Source organism: Chryseobacterium lactis, from assembly GCF_003815875.1.
Lineage (GTDB): Bacteria > Bacteroidota > Bacteroidia > Flavobacteriales > Weeksellaceae > Chryseobacterium > Chryseobacterium lactis.
This window is the reverse complement of record NZ_CP033924.1, coordinates 5,574,310-5,593,272: the sequence shown is the minus strand read 5'-3', so window position 1 is coordinate 5,593,272 and position 18,963 is coordinate 5,574,310. Positions and strand designations below refer to the sequence as shown.

20 protein-coding genes and 1 pseudogene are annotated in these 18,963 nt (G+C 35.2%); 14 read left to right on the top strand and 7 right to left on the bottom strand.

The features are described from left to right. Nucleotides 1–5: 5 nt before the first annotated feature. Complete coding sequence (locus tag EG342_RS24910; protein WP_103293837.1) at nt 6–677, top strand: porin family protein; 672 nt, start codon at nt 6–8, stop codon at nt 675–677. Between the two features lie 147 nt (nt 678–824). Here EG342_RS24910 and EG342_RS24905 read toward each other — a convergent pair whose 3' ends face one another. The 3 genes from EG342_RS24905 to EG342_RS24895 form a co-directional block, all read right to left on the bottom strand. After that, a complete protein-coding gene (locus EG342_RS24905; protein ID WP_103293836.1) occupies nt 825–2,135 on the bottom strand; it encodes an ABC transporter permease in 1,311 nt (436 codons plus the stop codon). Nucleotides 2,136–2,140: 5 nt separating this feature from the next. After that, entirely contained in the window at nt 2,141–3,052 is a 912-nt protein-coding gene (locus EG342_RS24900; RefSeq protein WP_103293835.1) for an ABC transporter ATP-binding protein, read from the bottom strand. A 105-nt stretch (nt 3,053–3,157) separates the two neighbouring features. Beyond that, nucleotides 3,158–3,508 carry a T9SS type A sorting domain-containing protein gene (locus EG342_RS24895; protein WP_103293834.1) on the bottom strand — a complete coding sequence of 117 codons (351 nt, stop codon included), beginning with the start codon at nt 3,506–3,508 and terminating at the stop codon, nt 3,158–3,160. 118 nt (nt 3,509–3,626) lie between these two features. Here EG342_RS24895 and hemB point away from each other — a divergent pair, with 118 nt between their 5' ends. Beyond that, nucleotides 3,627–4,616, top strand: a complete 990-nt coding sequence (hemB, locus tag EG342_RS24890) for a porphobilinogen synthase (RefSeq protein WP_103293833.1) — start codon at nt 3,627–3,629, stop codon at nt 4,614–4,616. Nucleotides 4,617–4,762: 146 nt separating this feature from the next. After that, on the top strand, nt 4,763–4,900 hold the full coding sequence (locus EG342_RS25335) for a bacteriocin-like protein (RefSeq protein ID WP_164465235.1): 138 nt from the start codon (nt 4,763–4,765) through the stop codon (nt 4,898–4,900). 72 nt (nt 4,901–4,972) lie between these two features. On the opposite strand, the gene EG342_RS25330 is transcribed toward EG342_RS25335, so the two are convergent. Together EG342_RS25330 and EG342_RS24885 are read right to left on the bottom strand one after the other, a co-directional pair. Next, nucleotides 4,973–5,149, bottom strand: a complete 177-nt coding sequence (locus EG342_RS25330; protein WP_164465234.1) for a hypothetical protein — start codon at nt 5,147–5,149, stop codon at nt 4,973–4,975. 66 nt (nt 5,150–5,215) lie between these two features. Further along, on the bottom strand, nt 5,216–5,509 hold the full coding sequence (locus EG342_RS24885; RefSeq protein WP_103293832.1) for a TM2 domain-containing protein: 294 nt from the start codon (nt 5,507–5,509) through the stop codon (nt 5,216–5,218). Between the two features lie 151 nt (nt 5,510–5,660). Here EG342_RS24885 and lptB point away from each other — a divergent pair. The 3 genes and pseudogenes from lptB to EG342_RS24870 form a co-directional block, all read left to right on the top strand. Continuing rightward, nucleotides 5,661–6,386, top strand: a pseudogene (lptB, locus tag EG342_RS24880) (LPS export ABC transporter ATP-binding protein); the annotation flags it as partial. 504 nt (nt 6,387–6,890) lie between these two features. Beyond that, a complete protein-coding gene (locus tag EG342_RS24875; RefSeq protein WP_103293895.1) occupies nt 6,891–8,618 on the top strand; it encodes an ABC transporter ATP-binding protein in 1,728 nt (575 codons plus the stop codon). 44 nt (nt 8,619–8,662) lie between these two features. After that, nucleotides 8,663–9,616, top strand: a complete 954-nt coding sequence (locus tag EG342_RS24870) for a helix-turn-helix transcriptional regulator (protein WP_103293830.1) — start codon at nt 8,663–8,665, stop codon at nt 9,614–9,616. A gap of 102 nt (nt 9,617–9,718) precedes the next feature. Here EG342_RS24870 and EG342_RS24865 read toward each other — a convergent pair whose 3' ends face one another. Then, complete coding sequence (locus EG342_RS24865) at nt 9,719–10,210, bottom strand: DinB family protein (RefSeq protein ID WP_103293829.1); 492 nt, start codon at nt 10,208–10,210, stop codon at nt 9,719–9,721. Nucleotides 10,211–10,395: 185 nt separating this feature from the next. Here EG342_RS24865 and EG342_RS24860 point away from each other — a divergent pair, with 185 nt between their 5' ends. From EG342_RS24860 to EG342_RS24840, 5 genes are all read left to right on the top strand, one after another. Then, nucleotides 10,396–10,980 carry a hypothetical protein gene (locus tag EG342_RS24860; protein ID WP_123868182.1) on the top strand — a complete coding sequence of 195 codons (585 nt, stop codon included), beginning with the start codon at nt 10,396–10,398 and terminating at the stop codon, nt 10,978–10,980. A 561-nt stretch (nt 10,981–11,541) separates the two neighbouring features. Beyond that, the gene (locus EG342_RS24855) at nt 11,542–12,111 is read left to right on the top strand and encodes a cob(I)yrinic acid a,c-diamide adenosyltransferase (RefSeq protein ID WP_103293827.1); all 570 of its coding nucleotides are present in this window, start codon (nt 11,542–11,544) and stop codon (nt 12,109–12,111) included. Beyond that, entirely contained in the window at nt 12,101–12,748 is a 648-nt protein-coding gene (locus EG342_RS24850) for a thiamine diphosphokinase (RefSeq protein WP_103293826.1), read from the top strand. Before EG342_RS24855 ends, EG342_RS24850 begins: the two co-directional genes overlap by 11 nt. Before the next feature lie 146 nt (nt 12,749–12,894). Beyond that, complete coding sequence (locus EG342_RS24845; protein ID WP_103293825.1) at nt 12,895–13,770, top strand: tyrosine-protein phosphatase; 876 nt, start codon at nt 12,895–12,897, stop codon at nt 13,768–13,770. A gap of 122 nt (nt 13,771–13,892) precedes the next feature. After that, nucleotides 13,893–15,287 carry a type III PLP-dependent enzyme domain-containing protein gene (locus EG342_RS24840; RefSeq protein ID WP_103293824.1) on the top strand — a complete coding sequence of 465 codons (1,395 nt, stop codon included), beginning with the start codon at nt 13,893–13,895 and terminating at the stop codon, nt 15,285–15,287. A 137-nt stretch (nt 15,288–15,424) separates the two neighbouring features. Here the strand turns inward: EG342_RS24840 and EG342_RS24835 are convergent, their stop codons facing one another. After that, nucleotides 15,425–16,084, bottom strand: coding sequence for an HAD family hydrolase (locus EG342_RS24835; protein ID WP_103293823.1), 660 nt, complete (start codon nt 16,082–16,084; stop codon nt 15,425–15,427). Between the two features lie 227 nt (nt 16,085–16,311). Between EG342_RS24835 and speB the strand changes: the two genes are divergently transcribed. The 3 genes from speB to EG342_RS24820 all read left to right on the top strand — a co-directional run bounded on the left by speB (nt 16,312) and on the right by EG342_RS24820 (nt 18,937). After that, the gene (gene speB, locus EG342_RS24830; protein ID WP_103293822.1) at nt 16,312–17,169 is read left to right on the top strand and encodes an agmatinase; all 858 of its coding nucleotides are present in this window, start codon (nt 16,312–16,314) and stop codon (nt 17,167–17,169) included. Between the two features lie 69 nt (nt 17,170–17,238). Continuing rightward, nucleotides 17,239–18,081 (top strand): bifunctional helix-turn-helix domain-containing protein/methylated-DNA--[protein]-cysteine S-methyltransferase, encoded by an 843-nt coding sequence (locus EG342_RS24825; protein ID WP_103293821.1) that lies wholly within the window; start codon nt 17,239–17,241, stop codon nt 18,079–18,081. 247 nt (nt 18,082–18,328) lie between these two features. Beyond that, nucleotides 18,329–18,937 carry an alpha-ketoglutarate-dependent dioxygenase AlkB family protein gene (locus tag EG342_RS24820; RefSeq protein WP_103293820.1) on the top strand — a complete coding sequence of 203 codons (609 nt, stop codon included), beginning with the start codon at nt 18,329–18,331 and terminating at the stop codon, nt 18,935–18,937. Nucleotides 18,938–18,963 lie beyond the last annotated feature (26 nt).

Genomic DNA, 18,963 nt, shown 5'->3' with positions numbered 1-18,963 from the left:
AACATATGAAGAAACTTTTATTAGCCTCAGCTTTGACCCTCTCTGCTTTGTCTTTTGCGCAAGTGCAATGGAAAAGTACAAGATTTGGTCTTACTGCAGGTTTAAACTATTCAAGAGTAGCAAATGCTCATAATCCTTCAGGCCCGAGATACACTTTTCAAGGTGGAGCTTTGGCTTTAATTCCCGTAGGAAAATCAAATCAGTTCTTTATACAACCGGAAGTTTTATACTATGGTGCCGGAGAAACTGGTAAAGATAAAGATGCTAAAGGTAAAGATGGTTATGATGCAGTATATGCCAATAACTATCTGAGTGTACCTCTTTATTTTAAAGGATATTTTTCAGAAGCTGAATCAGAATTCTTTGGATTAGTGGGACCACGATTTAATTTTTTGGTTAATCAAAATGTTAAAAATGCACCTATAGGAAGACCTTATTATGATCCGGATGTTACCGATCCTAAGCAACCTGCTGGAGTAAGTGGCAAAGCCAATAGCTTTAACTGGGGAATAGGTCTTGGAATAGGATACAGCTACAAGAGACAACTGGAAGTTGCTCTTAAGTATGATTTAGGTCTATCTGATACCTATCCTGACCTGAAAAGAGAAACAGGAGGTACTGATAAGAAAAAATCAGAACAGGTGCTTGCACTTACCCTAAGCTACATATTCAAATAAATAATTATTCAGAATATAATAAAACCCCGGAAAGTAATTTCCGGGGTTTTTGTTTTCTATAGATTGAGAAAAATTAAATAAAAAGGCAAACTGCTTATTTGCCGATTTGCCTTTTTATATTCTGTACCTTCTCAGGCTTCTTCGGTTTTATCCTTTAATCCACTTCCAAACCTCTTTTAAGGTAGCTTTATTGCCGTACATTAAAATCCCTACACGATAGATTTTTCCAGCCAGGAATATCATAAAAATGGTTGTTCCCAATAAGAGTACAATAGATAAGGCAATCTGCCATGCCGGAACCCCAAAAGGGATTCTTGCAATCATTGCAACCGGTGAAGTAAACGGAATGATTGATAACCAAAAGCCCAAAGGACCGTCGGGATTATTCATTAATGAGAAACTTCCGTACATCCCCAAAGTCAGAGGCAAAATCGCAAATAAAGTAAACTGCTGGGTTTCGGTTTCATTATCCACTGCAGAGCCGATTGCGGCATAAATAGAACTGTAGAAAATATATCCCAACAGGAAAAAGACAATGAATACAAAAATGATTAACGGAAAGTTCATTTCCAATAAACTATGAGAAATTTGCGTCGCAAGATTGGCAATATCCAGCTTATCCGCTATCTCATTACTTCCTCCGGGAATATTTTTTTGAATGGGAGAAAAGCCTGTATTTAAAACTAAAGCTCCGATAACAGACATCGTAATCCAAATCAGAAACTGAGTCAATGCGACCAATGTTACTCCTAATATTTTTCCCATCATCAGCTCAAAAGGCTTTACGGAAGAAATAATAATTTCGACAACACGGTTATTCTTTTCTTCCAGAACACTTCTCATCACACGAACTCCATAAATAATAATAAACATGAAAGTAACATACATCAGAACCATACTAAGACCTGTTTTTACTCCGAAAGCAAGATCAGAATCTTCTTTATTATTATCCGTAACATTGATGGTTTTTAAGCTGAAACCTTTGTCCAGATCAATAAGCTGAGCTTCCTGAATACCTAATTGCTTGATCTTTTCTTTCTTAATAACATTATTGATATCAGAAACAATTTTTTGTTTTGTGTCAAGTCCTATTTTAGTATTGACTACCAGTCTTGTCTCTTTTTCAAGCTCATCAAAATTTTGATTTTTTAGTTCAGGTAAGATCAGAATGCCTGCCAGAGACTCATTTCCTTTTAAATTATTGATTTTTGATTTTTCGTCTGCTGCAGAAACATAGGCGTAATCTACTTTATCATTGGATTTCAGTTGGTTTGTAAATAAACCGCTTTTATCAACGACTTCAATAACACTGTGTGACTCATTGGCTTTAAACATCAATCCGATTACTGCTCCAAAAGCAATAATCATAACAGGCGCCAATAATGTCAATATGATGAAAGATTTTTTCTTAACCTGAGTAAGAAATTCCCTTTTTGTAATTAAAAAAATATTATTCATAAAACTTAAGAATGATTACTTACTGCGTTAATAAACACTTCATTCATACTAGGAATTCTTTCGTCGAATGATCTCACTTTACCTACATGTACCAGATCCAGAAGAATATTGTTCTGATCAGTCTCATTTTTCAGATCAAATGAAATAAGGTTATTGTCATTTGAAAAATTAAAAATTTCATATTTATTCTTAAAATTTTCAAATTGATCATTACTTACTTCAGATAGTGTAATTCCAAAAATATTTTTCTTGAATTTTTCCCTTACATCAAAAACTCTCCCGTCAATAATTTTCTTTGAGTTGTTGATCAGGGCGACATAATCGCACATTTCTTCCACACTTTCCATTCGGTGGGTTGAAAGAATGATGGTTGTGCCATTATTTTTAAGCTCGATAATCTGATCTTTGATTAAGTTGGCATTCACCGGATCAAAACCGGAGAAAGGTTCATCAAGAATTAAAAGATGAGGTCGGTGAAGCACCGTTACCACAAACTGAATTTTCTGAGCCATTCCTTTAGAAAGTTCAGAAAGCTTCTTCTTCCACCATTGGTCGATGTTCAGTTTTTCAAACCATTTTTTTGCTTCGGTGAGGGCATCATTTTTACTCATTCCTTTCAATTCTCCGAAATAAAGGATTTGATCACCCACGCTCATATTCTTATATAGCCCTCTTTCTTCAGGCATATAACCGATATCTTTAATATGGTTGGGATTCAGCTTTTCTCCATTGATGAATATATCTCCTGAGTCGGCCTGAGTAATTTGGTTGATGATACGGATAAAAGAAGTTTTTCCGGCTCCGTTAGGGCCTAACAGACCATAAATACTGCCTTTTGGAACATGGATGCTGAAATCATCCAAGGCGACCTTTTCCCCTGCACTATAGGTCTTTTTAATATGCTCAGCTTTTAACATTAAAATGTTCTTTTACAATTAGTATAAAAAAGTCCTGAAAGTTACGGAAATATTAAAGAGAATTGATGCAAAAGAAAAAATCCTGATGATTATCAGGATTTTAATTTATTGTTTCACGATTTGAGTAACTTTTTGCGTATTGTCACTTAAAATATAGCGAATCAGATATTTTCCGGGTTTTAATTTTTCAATATTAATCTCTCCGGAATTCATATTGACTGTATAATTAGCGACCTGCATACCCAAAATTGAATAGAAAGTTACGCTCTTGATTCTTAAAGCAGAATCCTTTGCCTTAATGATAAGGAAATCCTTTGCAGGATTTGGATAGGCAAGCAACACCCCATCATCTGCCTTCTGAGTGATGGAATTGGGCTCTCTAAGCTGTGCTTGTAAATTGTTGGAAAATCCAACAAAAGTGCCTAAAAATAAAATTAAAAGTAAAAGTTTTTTCATCAAATTTATATTTTCTCGAATATATATAACAAATATAAAAAATTCTACAATCTCTTACAATAGTTTTTTATAGAACTTGTAGTAAATTTGTAGAAACTTATTCAAAAAGTATTCCAAAATGATACATTCAAGAAATAGAAGACTTAGAGTTAACGAATCTATCAGAAGTTTGGTAAGAGAAAGTATTCTTACAACTAATGATTTTGTAATGCCTATCTTCGTTATGGAGGGCGAAAACATGCAGGAGCCAATCGCATCGATGCCGGGAATTTTCAGGCGGAGCATAGATTTGACAGTGAAGGAATGTAAGGAATTATTCTCTCTAGGTGTTAAAGCTGTCAATTTGTACATGAAAGTGTCAGATCATATGAAAGACAATACCGGAAAGGAAGCGTGGAACAAAGACGGGTTGATGCAGAATACCATTAAGGCAATCAAAGATGCTGTTCCGGGAATGATTGTTATGCCGGATGTGGCCTTGGATCCTTATTCAATCTACGGACATGACGGGATTATTGAAAATGGTAAAATTTTAAATGATGCTACCAATGATGCATTGGCCAGAATGTCAGTATCCCATGCTGAAGCAGGAGCAGATCTTGTGGCGCCAAGTGACATGATGGATGGCAGGGTCCTTACAATCAGAGAAGCTTTAGAAGAGAGCGGATTTACAGATGTAGGAATTGTAAGTTATGCTGCAAAATATGCAAGTTCATTCTACGGGCCTTTCAGAAGTGCTCTGGACAGTGCTCCAAAAGATGACATGGAAATACCGAAAGATAAAAAAACGTATCAGATGGATTTTCACAATTCCCGTGAAGCATTAAACGAAGTTTTTAAAGATATTGATGAGGGAGCTGACGTAATTATGATCAAACCGGGACTTCCTTATCTGGATATTGTTTCTAAGGTACGCGAAGCTATTGATCTGCCTATTGCTGTGTACAACGTAAGTGGAGAATATGCAATGGTAAAAGCTGCGGCTCAAAACGGATGGATTGATAATGACAAAACCATTATTGAAAGTCTTACCTGCTTCAAAAGAGCCGGAGCAGATATGATCTTTACCTACTTCGCAAAAGAAGCTGCGATATTGTTGAATAAATAATAGTTCATAAATTCTGATTTTTGAAAAAATGTTAATCTAAAGTTAATGACCTGAAAAGAGAGATTTCAAGCTTTTTTTACAAATAAAATTAGTTATATTTGAATGAACTTATTTCAATACATGAAATAATAAAAACAAAATAACCTATGAAAAATTTAAAAAAGATTGAGAGAAATCAATTAAAGGCAATTAAAGGAGGAGAAGTAGATAATCCCAATTGTGGAACATGGTGCAGAGATATTTGGTATCCGTGTGTTATTGAACATTTAGCATGTATTGATTAATCATATTCAATATAAAAAACAAAGGCTGTCTCATGAGACAGCCTTTTATATTACTCACCTGATGTGATTTTTTTATCTCCCCTGGCAGAAGGAATCTTCAGGGCGTATAGGATTCTCTGGATGATCTAAAAGACAAATTTTTGTCGGACATAAATACCATCCCGGAAAGCAATTCCCGTTTTTATCAGGATAGGTATAATAATAACCTCCTTTGGTTTCTTTTAAATTTTTTCTTGTTAACTTTTTCATGGTGAATATTTTATTAATTAGTTAAGCTAAAATTAATGAAAATATATCACATTGATTGGAAGTATATTAAAGCCAGCCTTTTCTGCCATACACATAGGTGTCATCAAACTGTTTGTCGCTCATAAATAAATATAGAATTCCTTCAATAAAAGGAATGACAGAGGCTGCTCCTAGGGTGACAATGTTTAAAACCAACTGGATGATACCTTCTTTAGTATATCCCAGGTAGAATTTGTTCAAAGCCAGCCATCCCACAATTATTCCCAATAAGGCAGCGGGTATTTTCTTTTCCGAGCGATATGGCATGTTATTTTGTTGGTTCTGAGAATTTTCTGTTTTTGTATAACTGTAATTTTCCATTTCTTACTATTTTAAACTGATTTCGTTACCATATAAGTAGCTCAGAATCATTAAAAGTTACAATATGATGAATGTAAGCAAGTTTAGGCTTTCAGATAAACAAAGTTTACATTGCTGCTAAGTGAATTTATATTTTTGATATATTTGCCTCATGATTTTACGCGGAGAAAACTTAATCAAAGAATACGGTCCTAAAAAAGTTGTAAAAGGCGTTTCTGTACAGGTTCAACAGGGAGAAATTGTTGGTTTGCTTGGCCCGAACGGGGCAGGAAAAACCACCTCGTTTTATATGATCGTAGGGTTGGTTAAGCCCACTTCAGGAAAGATTTTTCTGGATAAACAGGAAATTACAACCGATGCGATGTACCGCAGGGCTCAAAAAGGTATTGGATATCTTGCTCAGGAAGCTTCTGTTTTTAGAAAACTATCTGTTGAAGAAAACATCATGGGTGTTTTGCAATTAACAAAACTTTCCAAACGTGAACAGCAAATCAAATGCGATGAGTTGATCGAAGAATTTTCTTTGCAACATGTACGTAAAAACAGAGGGGATCTTCTTTCCGGAGGAGAAAGGCGTAGAACGGAAATTGCCCGCTGTCTTGCCACAAGCCCGAATTTTATTCTTTTGGATGAGCCTTTTGCAGGGGTAGACCCAATTGCCGTAGAAGATATTCAGAAGATTGTAAGAAGTCTGGTTGATAAAAATATCGGAATTCTGATTACCGACCACAACGTACAGCAAACGTTGGCAATTACCAATAAGACCTACATTATGTTTGAAGGAAAGATTCTGAAGGAAGGACTTCCGGAAGAGCTTGCTAATGATCCGCAGGTAAGAGAAGCTTATCTTGGTGAGAACTTCGTGTACCAGAGTATTTTGGATAAGCCTAAAAAGAAAAAATACGCTTATAATATCTGGGCAGGTAATTTCGATTCAAAAGCTCATTTTCAAGGATTTGTAAATGAAAACTTCAAACAGTTTGATGATCTGAGATTGATGTATGGATTTGAAGATATCAGCTTTGCCTCACTGGCAAATTCTGAAATTGAACATATCTTTAATGATGTTGTTGATAAAAATGCCAATAACTCGTTTGTTTTCCAGAAAAAAGAAATAAACTCCCAGTACTCTAAAGAACAGGCTGAAGCAGATTCTAAAGAAGTCAGCAGACCAGAACTGCACTACCTTACGACTTATATGTATGAAGGATAAATATTAAGCAATTTATTTGCTGAAAATAATAATAAAAACGTACCTTTTCTCTTGAAAACGGTACGTTTTTCAGTTTAAATAATTCCTATGGCAAAACCTTTCAACAGAACCGTTACTTTATTCGGAATTTATAAACAGCTTGTTCCCTTTATAAGACCTTATCGACCGATGATTTACGGAACTTTGTTTCTTACTTTTCTGGGAGCACTTGCCGCACAGGTCAACCCGATTGTTTTGAAATATACCGTAGATGAGGTGACCAATCTTACTCATCTTCCTGATCCAATGACGGAGGGAATTCATATCTTAATTATTATTTCCATCATCTTGTTAGGTAAGGAATTATTGAATATTTTCATCAATTTCGGACAGAAATTTTACGGAGAAAAAATCAGGATCAATATCAGTTCTGTATTGGCGCAATCGGCTATTGACAAAATTTTGATGTATAGGGTTGCTTATTTTAACGATGAAAATCATGAATCTGGTAAATTACAGATCAGGATTGATCGTGGTATTGAAAGTTTAACAAAATTGGTTCAAAATTTTTTCATTGATATTTTACCTCTTTTTTCTAACGCAATCATTGCCCTGATCATCATGTATATGCAGAATGTGTATGTGGGAATGGTTTCTACAGTGATTGTTCCCATCTATTTTTATATCAGTGCACTTCAGGCTAAGAAATTAAGCGGAGTACGTCGCCAATTAAGAAATCAAAGAGAAAAGAAAACTTCCGGACTTTTGAATCTGATCAATTCAATCATGGTGATCAAAAGTTTTGTCCGTGAAAAGTTTGAAGGCAAAAAACAGTATGATCTTCAGATGCAGTTGATGGAAAGCCAGATGTTTACCCGGAAGACCAACTTTATTTATGATGGATTGAAAACATTTATTGAACAGTTTGGAGTCGTTTTAATTATCATTTTAACGGTTTATCTCGTTCTTGATCAGCAGATGACCATAGGGGCGATTATGCTTCATATTATGCTTTTTAATAATGTTTCGGCTCCTATACGCCAATTACACAGGATTTATGACGATATGAACGATGCCATGATTTATGCTGAAGGATATTTTGATATTTTAAATGCTGATAACGAAACAGAACCCAACGGAGCCTTTGTAGAAAAAGAAATAAAAGGAACTTTCGAATTGAAAAATGTAGATTTTACTTATCCTAATGGCACAAAAGCATTACGCAATGTTTCCATGAAGATTGAAAACGGGAAAACGACCGCATTGGTTGGATTAAGTGGTGCGGGAAAATCAACAGTGATTAATTTGTTGTGTAAGTTCTATCTTCCGGATTCAGGGGAGATTATATTGGATGATGTTAATTTAAATGAGTTTGATAATACCTTTTTACGAAGTGATCTTGGGTTGGTGCTTCAGAAAAATCATATCTTTCAGGGAAGCATCGAGGATAATATCCGTTACGGAGATATGAATGCCAGTTTTGAGGAAATCCAGGAAGCTGCCAAAAAAGCGTATTTACATGAACAAATTATGGATCTTCCGGATCAGTATCAGCATGATGCGACCCAGCTGTCTGGAGGGCAACAACAAAGAATAGCCATTGCCAGATTATTTTTGAAAAATCCACCCATTATCTTTCTGGACGAGCCTACAGCAAGCCTTGATGCTATTGCTACCGAACAGATTAAAAATTCTCTGGATGCGATAAAAGAAGGCAGAACAGTTATTATTATTTCCCACTCATTATCTCAGATTTTGGATTCGGACACGATTTACGTGATGAAAAAAGGTCAGGTAGTAGAAAACGGAACCCACGATGAATTGTACAATAAAGATGGTGTTTATCGTGAAATTTTTGATGCTTCCGCCAGAAGTTTAAACCTCGATAAACTGGTGAATACTTTTAAAGAAAACTAAAGATAAAATGATAATTTTGCTGATTATTAATTATCTCCCAATACATGAACGACCATTATCTTAAGAAGCTTGACCGGGTAACGGCAATTCTTACCCAGCTGCAATCTAAGTCTGTCGTCAGGGCACAGGATCTGGCGGAAAAATTTGATGTCAGTATCAGAACAATTTATCGTGATGTAAAGACGTTGGAAAATGCTGGTATTCCTATTATCGGTGAAGCCGGAAATGGATATTCTTTAATGGATGGTTATAAACTTCCTCCCGTAATGTTTACCAAAGAGGAAGTGCTTAGTTTTATCACGGCTGAAAAACTGATGCAAAAGTTTTCTCATCAAAGTTTAGGCAACCATTACCAGACAGCCATGGAAAAAGTAAGGTCGGTATTGAGACATTCGGATAAAAATCTTATTCAGAATATTGAAAAACAAATCGATGTTTTTAACTTCCATACTCAACCCGGGGATTCCCTGAAAAATGTAATTCCCATTATCCTTGAAAGTATCGAGGAAAAGACACAGCTGAATATTGAATATCAAACGGTAGATTCCAGAGTTACCATCAGAATTATTGAAACAGTAGGGGTGTTTTTTGAATTTAATTTTTGGTATATCATGGCATATTGTACGTTGAGAAATGATTTCAGACAATTCCGGATTGACAGAATTTTGAAGATTTCCAAAACACAAACTCCTTTTTTACAGGAATATGGCCAGATCAATGACTATCGAAAAAGATCCAATGAAAATAAGGTAATAGCCAGACTTTTAGTAGACAAAAAAATAATGGCCCATCTTGTGAATTCTAAAAGATACTATGGATTGATTCAAGAAGAAGAAACACCTCAAGGGGTCGAACTGACTTTTGAAACAGAATGGATTAATGACGGATTTCCACGCTGGGTGGTCACTTTTGCAGATTATGCAACAATTCTTGAACCCGAGAGCCTTCGCACCCGACTTAATGAATTGCTTTTAAAAATGACTGAAAGACATCAATAAAACCCCAGCAAATACTGCTGAGGTTAATGACTTTTATTGACAAATAGATGAAATGGTTGTAAATTGAGTGAAGCAAAAAGTTAATTTGCTTTTTTAGTTTTATTAAAATCTTTCCCAGAAGAAAGGAGGTTCAATACCCAAAGCTCTTAAATAGGTATAGCCTTGTCCACGGTGGTGAATTTCGTTATCCACGAAATAAAGAATATTTTGATATACCGGGAATTCATATTCTCCGAATAAATTAAAAGTTTCCTGGAAACGTTCTTCAGAAATCTGCCCGAAATAATGATTGATTACTCCTGTTTCTTCGTCCCATTTTTTCAGGATTTCTTCTTTTGTTTTTGGATTAAAAGCTTCTTCGTTGTAAGCTTCTGTAGTCCCGTCAACAATTCCCTTTAAAGCAGGACCGCCAATACCGATCAGCTCTAATGCAAGTTTTGCGAAAGGTCTCATACCACCCACTGAAAATTCAAATAATTCTTTTTCAGGAAAAGCTTCAATCACTCTTCTAGTCAGATTTCTATGCCCTTGCCAATGCTCTAATAACTGTTCGGTAGACATGAATTGTTTTGTTGCTGTTGCTGTAGTTGTCATAATTGTATGGTTTTTGTTTGTTATTGTTGAAACAAAGGTAAGGGCAGGTTATGACAACAGTTTGTCAGCAGTATTTTGAACACCGGAAAAATATTTTATTTTTTGCTAAAATATCTGAACCTACTTTTACGTTAGAAAGAAAGTGAGTTAATAAAAAAAGAAAATTGACCTATTAGAATAGAATTATGAAGAAGTATATTTTGCCTGCAATGGCAGCTCTTTTATTAATATCATGTAATAAGATTGAAGAGAAAATAGACCAAACTGTTCAAAAAACAACGGAAACGGTACAACAAAAAGCTCAACAAGCGGTAGAGGAAACTGTTAAAAAGACAGTCAACGAATCTATCAATTCCTTAACCAACTCTCAGGACATTAAGTTTAATGATGTATTTCCTACTACCGGAACGCCGGTAGTTTCAGAAGACAAGGGGAAAAAGTTCAAATTTCCAACCGGTACGGAAGGGTTTATTTTAAAATACAAAGCAGATATTAATGTATTGCTTCCTTTTCTGGAAAGTCAGCCAACTTCTGATGAAAATAAGTCAGATAAAAAGGCTCGCAAAGTAGATGGGCAAAGTATTATTGATAAAATAGATTTTGTTGCCAAGTTTCTTCCGGAAAATACTTTTGATACCAGCTTTTTAGATGATATTAAAACGGATAAAAATATTCAGTATTATAAACTTAAAAGATTTCCGAACAGTAGTACTATTATCTACAATCCCCAAAATCAGACCATCATACAATACGTAGAGGTAAATAAATAATTTGGATTGGCCGGTTTCTACCGGCCGTTTTTTTCTGTCATTGCGAGCCGAAGGCGAAGCAATCTTATTGCAGTGGTTATTATGGGCAGCTAAAAACCACCCCGTCAAAAATTCTTTGAATTTTTGCCACCCCTCCGAAGGAGGGGAATATTCACTCTTTCAACTGAAATATTGGTAAAAATAGGAGATTTTCAAAAAGCTTACTTGTACTTCTCCAACATTTAGTAGTCACTTAAAAATAACTTAAATGTTTCAAAAAGCTTTGTGTTTTTTACAGTTGAACTTACACAAATAATGATTGGGAAGTACATCATCAAGACTTTAGTACACATAAGTAAGTTGAGAAACTATCGAATAAGTAAGTCCACTTCAAATGAAAATCAAAGATTTTCAAAAAGCTTAAGTGCACTTCTCTAACATTTAGTAGTCACTTAAAAATAACTTAAGTGTTCCAAAAATTTTTGTGTCTTTTGTAGTAAAACTTATGCTAATAATGATTGACAAGTACATCATCAACATATTTTACTTTTCACATTGTACAAAAAGAGGTATTTTAGTAGTATGAAAATTTATACAAAAACAGGAGATAAAGGTCAGACGGCTCTCTACGGTGGAACAAGAGTTTCCAAAGCCAGTGCAAGAGTCGACAGCTATGGAAATATAGATGAACTCAATTCATTCATCGGAATTGCAAAAAGTCATATTGAAGATGCAGAAGTGTTGAGGCAGTTGAAGAAAATACAGTTTGATCTGTTCACGGTAGGTTCAGAAGCTGCAACACCGGTAGATAAGTTGATGTTGGCTAATGGAAAATCGCGTCTTCCTATCATTATTTCAGAAACGGAGATTGAAGAACTGGAACAATGGATGGATGCTTTCGAGGAAAAATTAGAGCCGCTTCAGTATTTCATTCTGCCTGGTGGTGGGAAATCTGCAACATTTTTACATGCCGCAAGAACTATTTGCCGAAGAGCAGAACGTTCATTGGTATTTTTAAATGAATCTGAAGAAGTACGTCCTGAATTAATTAAATATTTAAACAGACTTTCCGACTATCTCTTTGTATTGGCAAGATATATTTCAAAATTGAATAACGAACCGGAAGAATACTGGAATCCGAATGAAAGATAAAGTATTACTTTTCATCAACGGAGATGCTCCGAAATCATTGCCCAATCCTGAACATTATGAGTTGATCGCCTGTACAGACGGTGCTTTTCATTATTTAAAAAGGATGGGATTCCCTTTGGAGAAGCTGGATTTTATTTCCGGGGATTTTGATTCGCATCCCGGGTCTGATGAAGATATGTATCGGGAGAAATTTATACTTACATTAGATCAGGATAAAACAGACTTTCATAAGGCATTGGAAATCATTCTTGAAAAAGGATTTTCTGATATAGATGTACTTGGTGGAAGTGGAGGAGAGCAGGATCATTTCCTTGGAAACCTTAGTGTTGCCTATACATTTAAGGACCGTGTGAACCTCAGATTTTTTGATGAGTTTTCAGAATATTATTTTATTCCTAAAGATTTTACATTGAAAGGGGTTAAAAATAGGATGATTTCTCTTTATCCTTTTCCCTCAGCGGAGAATATAACAACTAAGGGCTTGAATTGGCCTTTAACAAATGGAAATCTAAGCATTACAACAAGAATAGGCACTCGAAATTTTGCCGTTGAAGATGAAGTTTCAGTGAGATATGAAGCAGGAGATGTCTTATTTTTTGTAGGGATCGATGAAATAGAATATCCCTCAATTTATTAGAAATGAACTTTACTGATAATTATAAATGAAAGTGTGCTTTAGTCCGATTAATAAATTAAAAATAAACCCACCGGCTTTCCAAAACTTAAAAATAAGTATAATTTTAAAGTATAGAAGGTAGACAAGTGATTTAATAAACAAACCTATTGAATAAATTAATCAAAATATCAGTTACCACTATTTCATTATTTTGTATTTTATCTTGTAAAACTCAAAATTTTGAAACACCCGAATATGGTAAAAATGAAACTGAAAATGGAATTGCAATCAGGAAGGTATACAACTTTCGAACAGTTGGCAATATTAAAAATACTGAGGGAAAGGTTTTAAAAGATAGTGTACTGTATAGAAGTGGTCATCTTCATAAGCTGAAAAAAAAATCCTTTAATACTCTTGAAAAAATGGGTATAAAAGAAGTCATAGATTTAAGAAATTCAAAAGAAATTGCCCAGAAACCGGACGAACTGCCGAAGGAAATTGTTTATAAAAACTATTCTGCATTTGAAGATGAAGGAGACCAGCTTGATCAGGCCAAAAAGCTTGTCTTAAAAGGAAAAGTAAACGGTTCTGATGCCGACAAAAGGATGATCAATTTCTATCGTGAATATGTTACAGAAAAGCCTGAAACAATAAAGAGAATTATTACAGAGATTCTGGAATCTAAAGAACCGATCCTCTATCATTGTACCGCGGGAAAAGACCGAACAGGGATTATTACTGCTTTGATCCTGAGTATTCTAAAATTTGATAAACAAACTATTTATAACGAATACCTTCTGTCTAACAACTACAGAAAAGACCTGGTTCAAAAAAGACTGCACCTGGCCAATAATCTGCATTTTCTGTATCCTAAAATGGATGTACAGGTTTTGGAAAAATTAAGCTGGGTTGAAAAAAGGTATCTTGATGCTGCTTTTGAAGAGGTTAATAAAAAGTATGGCTCAATGGATGCATACATTCAACAGGCTTTAGGAATCTCTGAAAGCAAACGAAACGAATATATTGAAAAGTTTACACGTTGATTATCAGAATAAAAAAACGACAGAATACAATATCATGTAATTATAGAAAATTATAATAATTTTAACGCTCAAAAATCAAACTTTTTTAGCAATTTTGCATTTCTTAATTCACTTGTTTAGAAATGAAAATAAAGTACTCGGAACTTATTGATCAGACATTATATTTTCCTACGGAGGAATTTAATGTTTCTGAGAACAATTTGTTGTTTCACGATGTTCCATTGATGGATGTGGTTGAACAATTTGGCACTCCGCTAAAGATTAGCTATCTGCCGAGAATTTCTCAAAATATTCAGAAAGCCAAAAGCTGGTTTAAAGAAGCTTTTGAGAAAACCGAATATAGAAAGAATTATACCTACTGTTACTGTACAAAATCCAGTCATTTTAATTTTGTATTGGAAGAAGCTTTGAAAAATGATATTTCAATAGAAACTTCTTCTGCTTATGATATGGATATTGTAAAGTCTCTTTATGAAAAAGAGAAAGTAGATAAGAATATCGAAGTAATCTGTAATGGGTTCAAAACAGATGATTATCTGGCGAAGATCTCAGATATGATCAACAACGGTTTTGAAAATATTACGCCGATTCTGGATAATTATCGTGAGCTGGATAAGCTTACGGAAAGTATTGATTCAACATTTAATATCGGGATCAGAATTGCTTCTGAAGAAGAACCGAAGTTTGAATTTTATACCTCAAGATTAGGGATCGGATATAAGGATATCATTCCTTATTACAGTCAAAAAATCGCTGAACACCCGAATGCAAGATTGAAGATGCTTCATTTCTTCATTAATACGGGGATCAAAGATACTTCCTACTACTGGAACGAATTGTACAAATGTCTTCGTGTGTATGCCCGTCTGAAGAAAATTGCTCCGGAAGTAGATTCATTGAATATCGGTGGTGGTTTCCCAATCAAAACTTCTTTGAATTTTGACTACGATTACCAATATATGGTAGAAGAGATCGTTTCTCAGATCAAAAAGTTCTGCGAAGAAGAAGGAGTAGAAGAACCTAATATTTATACGGAATTTGGAAGCTTTACCGTTGGGGAAAGTGGTGCCAACCTTTATAAAATTATTTCTCAGAAACGTCAGAATGACAGAGAAAAGTGGAATATGATTGATTCTTCTTTCATGACTACACTTCCTGATACCTGGGCAATCTCAAGACACTTTATCATGCTTCCGTTAAACCGATGGGAAGATACCTATGAAAGAGTATTTTTGGGAGGATTAACATGTGATTCGGATGATTATTATAACTCTGAGCAGCATACCAATGCCATTTACTTACCGGTTTTCAGTGATACAAAGCCTTTATATATCGGTTTCTTCCATACGGGAGCTTATCAGGAAACAATTGGTGGTTATGGTGGCGTTCACCACTGTCTGATGCCTCAGCCAAGACACGTCCTGATTCAGAAAGATGAAAATGGTGAATTGCAATACGAGATTTTCCGTGAAAAGCAGGAACCTGAAGATATATTGAAACTTCTTGGGTATAAATAGACCTCAATCTGTCATTGCGAGGAACGAAAGTGACGTAGCAATCTCATTTTAAGATTCTTCATTCCACTTCGTTTCATTCAGAATGACAAATAGTAAATAAAAACAAAGCTCTCAATTTTTTTGAGAGCTTTTTATATTTAGAAATATTTAGAAATTTTATCCAGTTCAAGATCTTCATAATCGGAAATGACCGTATCAGCTAATGTATAATCCTGATTTTTTGAATGAGGACTTCTATACGCTGCACAAAATATTTTAGCCCGATGTGCTGCCAGAATTCCGTTGGTAGAGTCTTCAATCACCATGCAGTTTTTCTCAGGTTCTCCTGCCATTTCAGCAGCAAGTAAGAAAACTTCCGGATGAGGTTTGGATTCCTTTAAATCGGCACCGCTTATCTTTCCGCTGAAATATTTTTCCAGTTCAAACTTTTCAAAAACCATATCGATGGTCGTCATGGTTGCAGAAGAAGCCAGAATAAGTTTTATACCGTTTTCGTGATAATGTTCAATCAGTTGCCTTACTCCGGGAATTAAATCAAATTCATCATCATTATAAAAATAATCTTTGAAGTGAGCCCGTTTGATGCCTGCAATAGTTTCGTAGGTTTGATTTAAATTAAACTCATTGATTAATGTTTCAGAGACCCTTTTTGTAGAAGCTCCTGTAAAAGAAGTATATAGATCTTCGGAAACATTAATTTCCAATTCATCAAAAGTTTTGAAATAAGCTTTTCTATGCAATGGCTCTGTATCTACAATCACTCCATCCATATCGAAAAGAACAGCTTTTAAAGGCATATTTAAAGTTTTTGTAAAAATAAGGGTTTGAGTTGGAAATGGAAAATTAAAAGCCGAAAGTTGAAAATGAGAACAGATTGACTAAGATCAGTCATTTTATTTCTAACAAAGAGTGCTTTTCAATCTTTCCCAACCCAATTTTCAATTTTCCACTTTCAACTCTTAACTTCTTCGTATCTTTGTAGCCAATATTTCAATCTTAAAACATTAAAATTTTAAAATAAAGCATGAAAACATACGCTGGAATTCCCGAGGAAAACGCAACGTTGGAAAATTCGAAAATAATGTTGGTAACTGTTCCTTACGATGGAACATCAACATGGGGAAAAGGAGCTGATAAAGGGCCTGAGTTATTCTTAAACGCTTCAGAAAATATGGAGCTTTATGATATCGAAACACAGACAGAACCTTACCTTCAGGGAGTATACCTTGCAGGAGAAATTTCTGAAAATTCTACTCCGGAGGCAATGACAGAAGCTGTTTACCAGAAAACAAAAGAGCTTTTGAATAATGAAGGAAAGATATTTACGTTATTTGGAGGTGAACATTCTGTTTCTATCGGTTCTATTCGTGCGGTAGGAGAGAAGTTTGAGAACTTAACGGTTCTTCAGCTGGATGCTCACACAGATCTACGTCCTGATTTCCACGGTTCTACTTCAAACCATGCATGTGCTGTTTTTGAAGCGAACCAGAAACATAACTTAGTGCAGGTGGGAATCCGTTCTATGGATGTGGAAGAAGCTCAGTATTTACCGGAAGGAAGAGTATTCTTTGCTCACGAAATTGCAAACAATGAAAACTGGATTAATGATGTATTGGAGAAAGTTTCAGGAAATGTCTATATCACCATTGACCTTGATGCTTTTGATCCTTCCATTGCACCATCTACAGGAACTCCTGAGCCGGGTGGATTACAGTGGTATCCAACATTGGAATTATTAAGAAAAGTATTTGAAAAATGTAATGTAGTAGCATTTGACATTGTAGAATTAATGGATTCTCCGATGGCTAAGCCAACTGCTTTCTTAGCAGCAAAGTTATATTACAAAATGCTTGCTTACAACGATATTTATAACAACAACTAATATTCCGCAAGAATCGGATTTTTTCTGCCGTATATTCTTTGGAAATTTGTGAGGTAAAACAGAATAAAAATGTCCACACAAAATCAAATAGATTACAATAGAATTGCCAAAGCGATAGAGTATATCCAGAGCAATTTCAGACTTCAGCCAAGTTTGGAGGAAGTGGCAGAGAATATTCACTTGAGTCCCGCTCATTTTCAGAAAATCTTTACGGATTGGGCAGGAACAAGTCCGAAAAAATTTTTGCAGTTCATCAGTCTTGAACATGCTAAAAATTTATTGAAAGAAGAAAAAGCAAGCTTGTTTGATGCCGCTTACGAGACAGGATTTTCCAGTACAAGCAGACTTCATGATCTGTTTGTAAAAATAGAAGGAATGTCTCCGGCGGAATATAAAAACGGTGGAAAAAGCCTTGCTATCAATTATAGTTTTTCAGAAAGTCCTTTTGGAAATATATTGGTGGCATCTACAGAAAAAGGAATCTGTTATATGGCTTTTGAAAACGATAAAGAGGCAGCATTGGGAGATTTAAACGACAAATTTCCCAATGCTTCTTTTTTTGAAAGACAAGATGCACTTCAACAAAATGCATTGTCCATATTCGATAAAGACTGGACAAAACTCAATACAATTAAACTCCATTTAAAGGGAACCGATTTTCAACTTAAAGTCTGGGAAAGTCTGCTGACAATTCCAATGGGAAAGCTGTCTACTTATGGTAGTTTGGCAGAAAGAATAGGAAATCCAAAGGCTTCAAGGGCAGTAGGAACGGCAATTGGCAGCAATCCCGTCGCTTTTCTTATTCCCTGTCATCGTGTGATACAATCTACAGGACACCTTGGTGGATACCGATGGGGAAGCGACAGAAAACAGCTGATTGTGGGTTGGGAAAGTTCTCACGTTTATTCTTAATTATCTTAGCCAAAAGCACAATTTTTTTCATTTACAGAATATTCAATAATACGTTTTGGCTAAAGCCGATGGATTGATTATTTTTGATTGAACGGGCTTCCTTCATGAACTTCGTTCGTAAGCTTCCAGCTTATGCTCAGGATCATAGTCCGTTGTTATTCATAAACATGTAATCGTGTTATTTGTGAAAATATTTGTGTAATTTGTGTTTAATTAAATCATATAATTTTTCAAATTAAAAATGATAATGAGCCTCTTTGAAGATATCTCAGATTACCCGCTTAACATACTTCCGAACGACGGAACAGTTCATTATTATGGGAAAATCTTTTCAAAAGAAGAGTCTGATAGGTATTACGATTATCTTTTCAATCAGATTCCCTGGGAAAATGATGAAGCTATGATTTTTGGTAAATTGATTTTGACAAAGAGAAAAGTGGCCTGGTTTGGTGAAAAGGCTTTTGAATATACCTACTCAAAACGAACGAAATATGCTCAACTATGGACACCGGAATTACTGGAATTAAAACAGAGATGTGAACAAGTTTCCGGAGAGACCTACAACTCATGCCTTCTCAATTTATACCATGACGGTAGTGAAGGAATGGCTTACCATAGTGATGGGGAAACCGACCTGAAAAAACATGGTGCCATCGCTTCTTTGACCTTTGGAGCGGAGAGAAAGTTTCTATTCAAACATAAAACAACCGGAGAAAAAGTAGAAGTATTCCTCGAAAACGGAAGCTTGCTGATTATGAAGGGAACGACCCAGGAAAATTGGCTTCACAGACTTCCACCTACCACCAAAGTGAAAACCCCAAGGGTTAACCTTACTTTCAGAACAATTGAAGAATAAAGATCTTCGGGAGATTTCAACGCAAG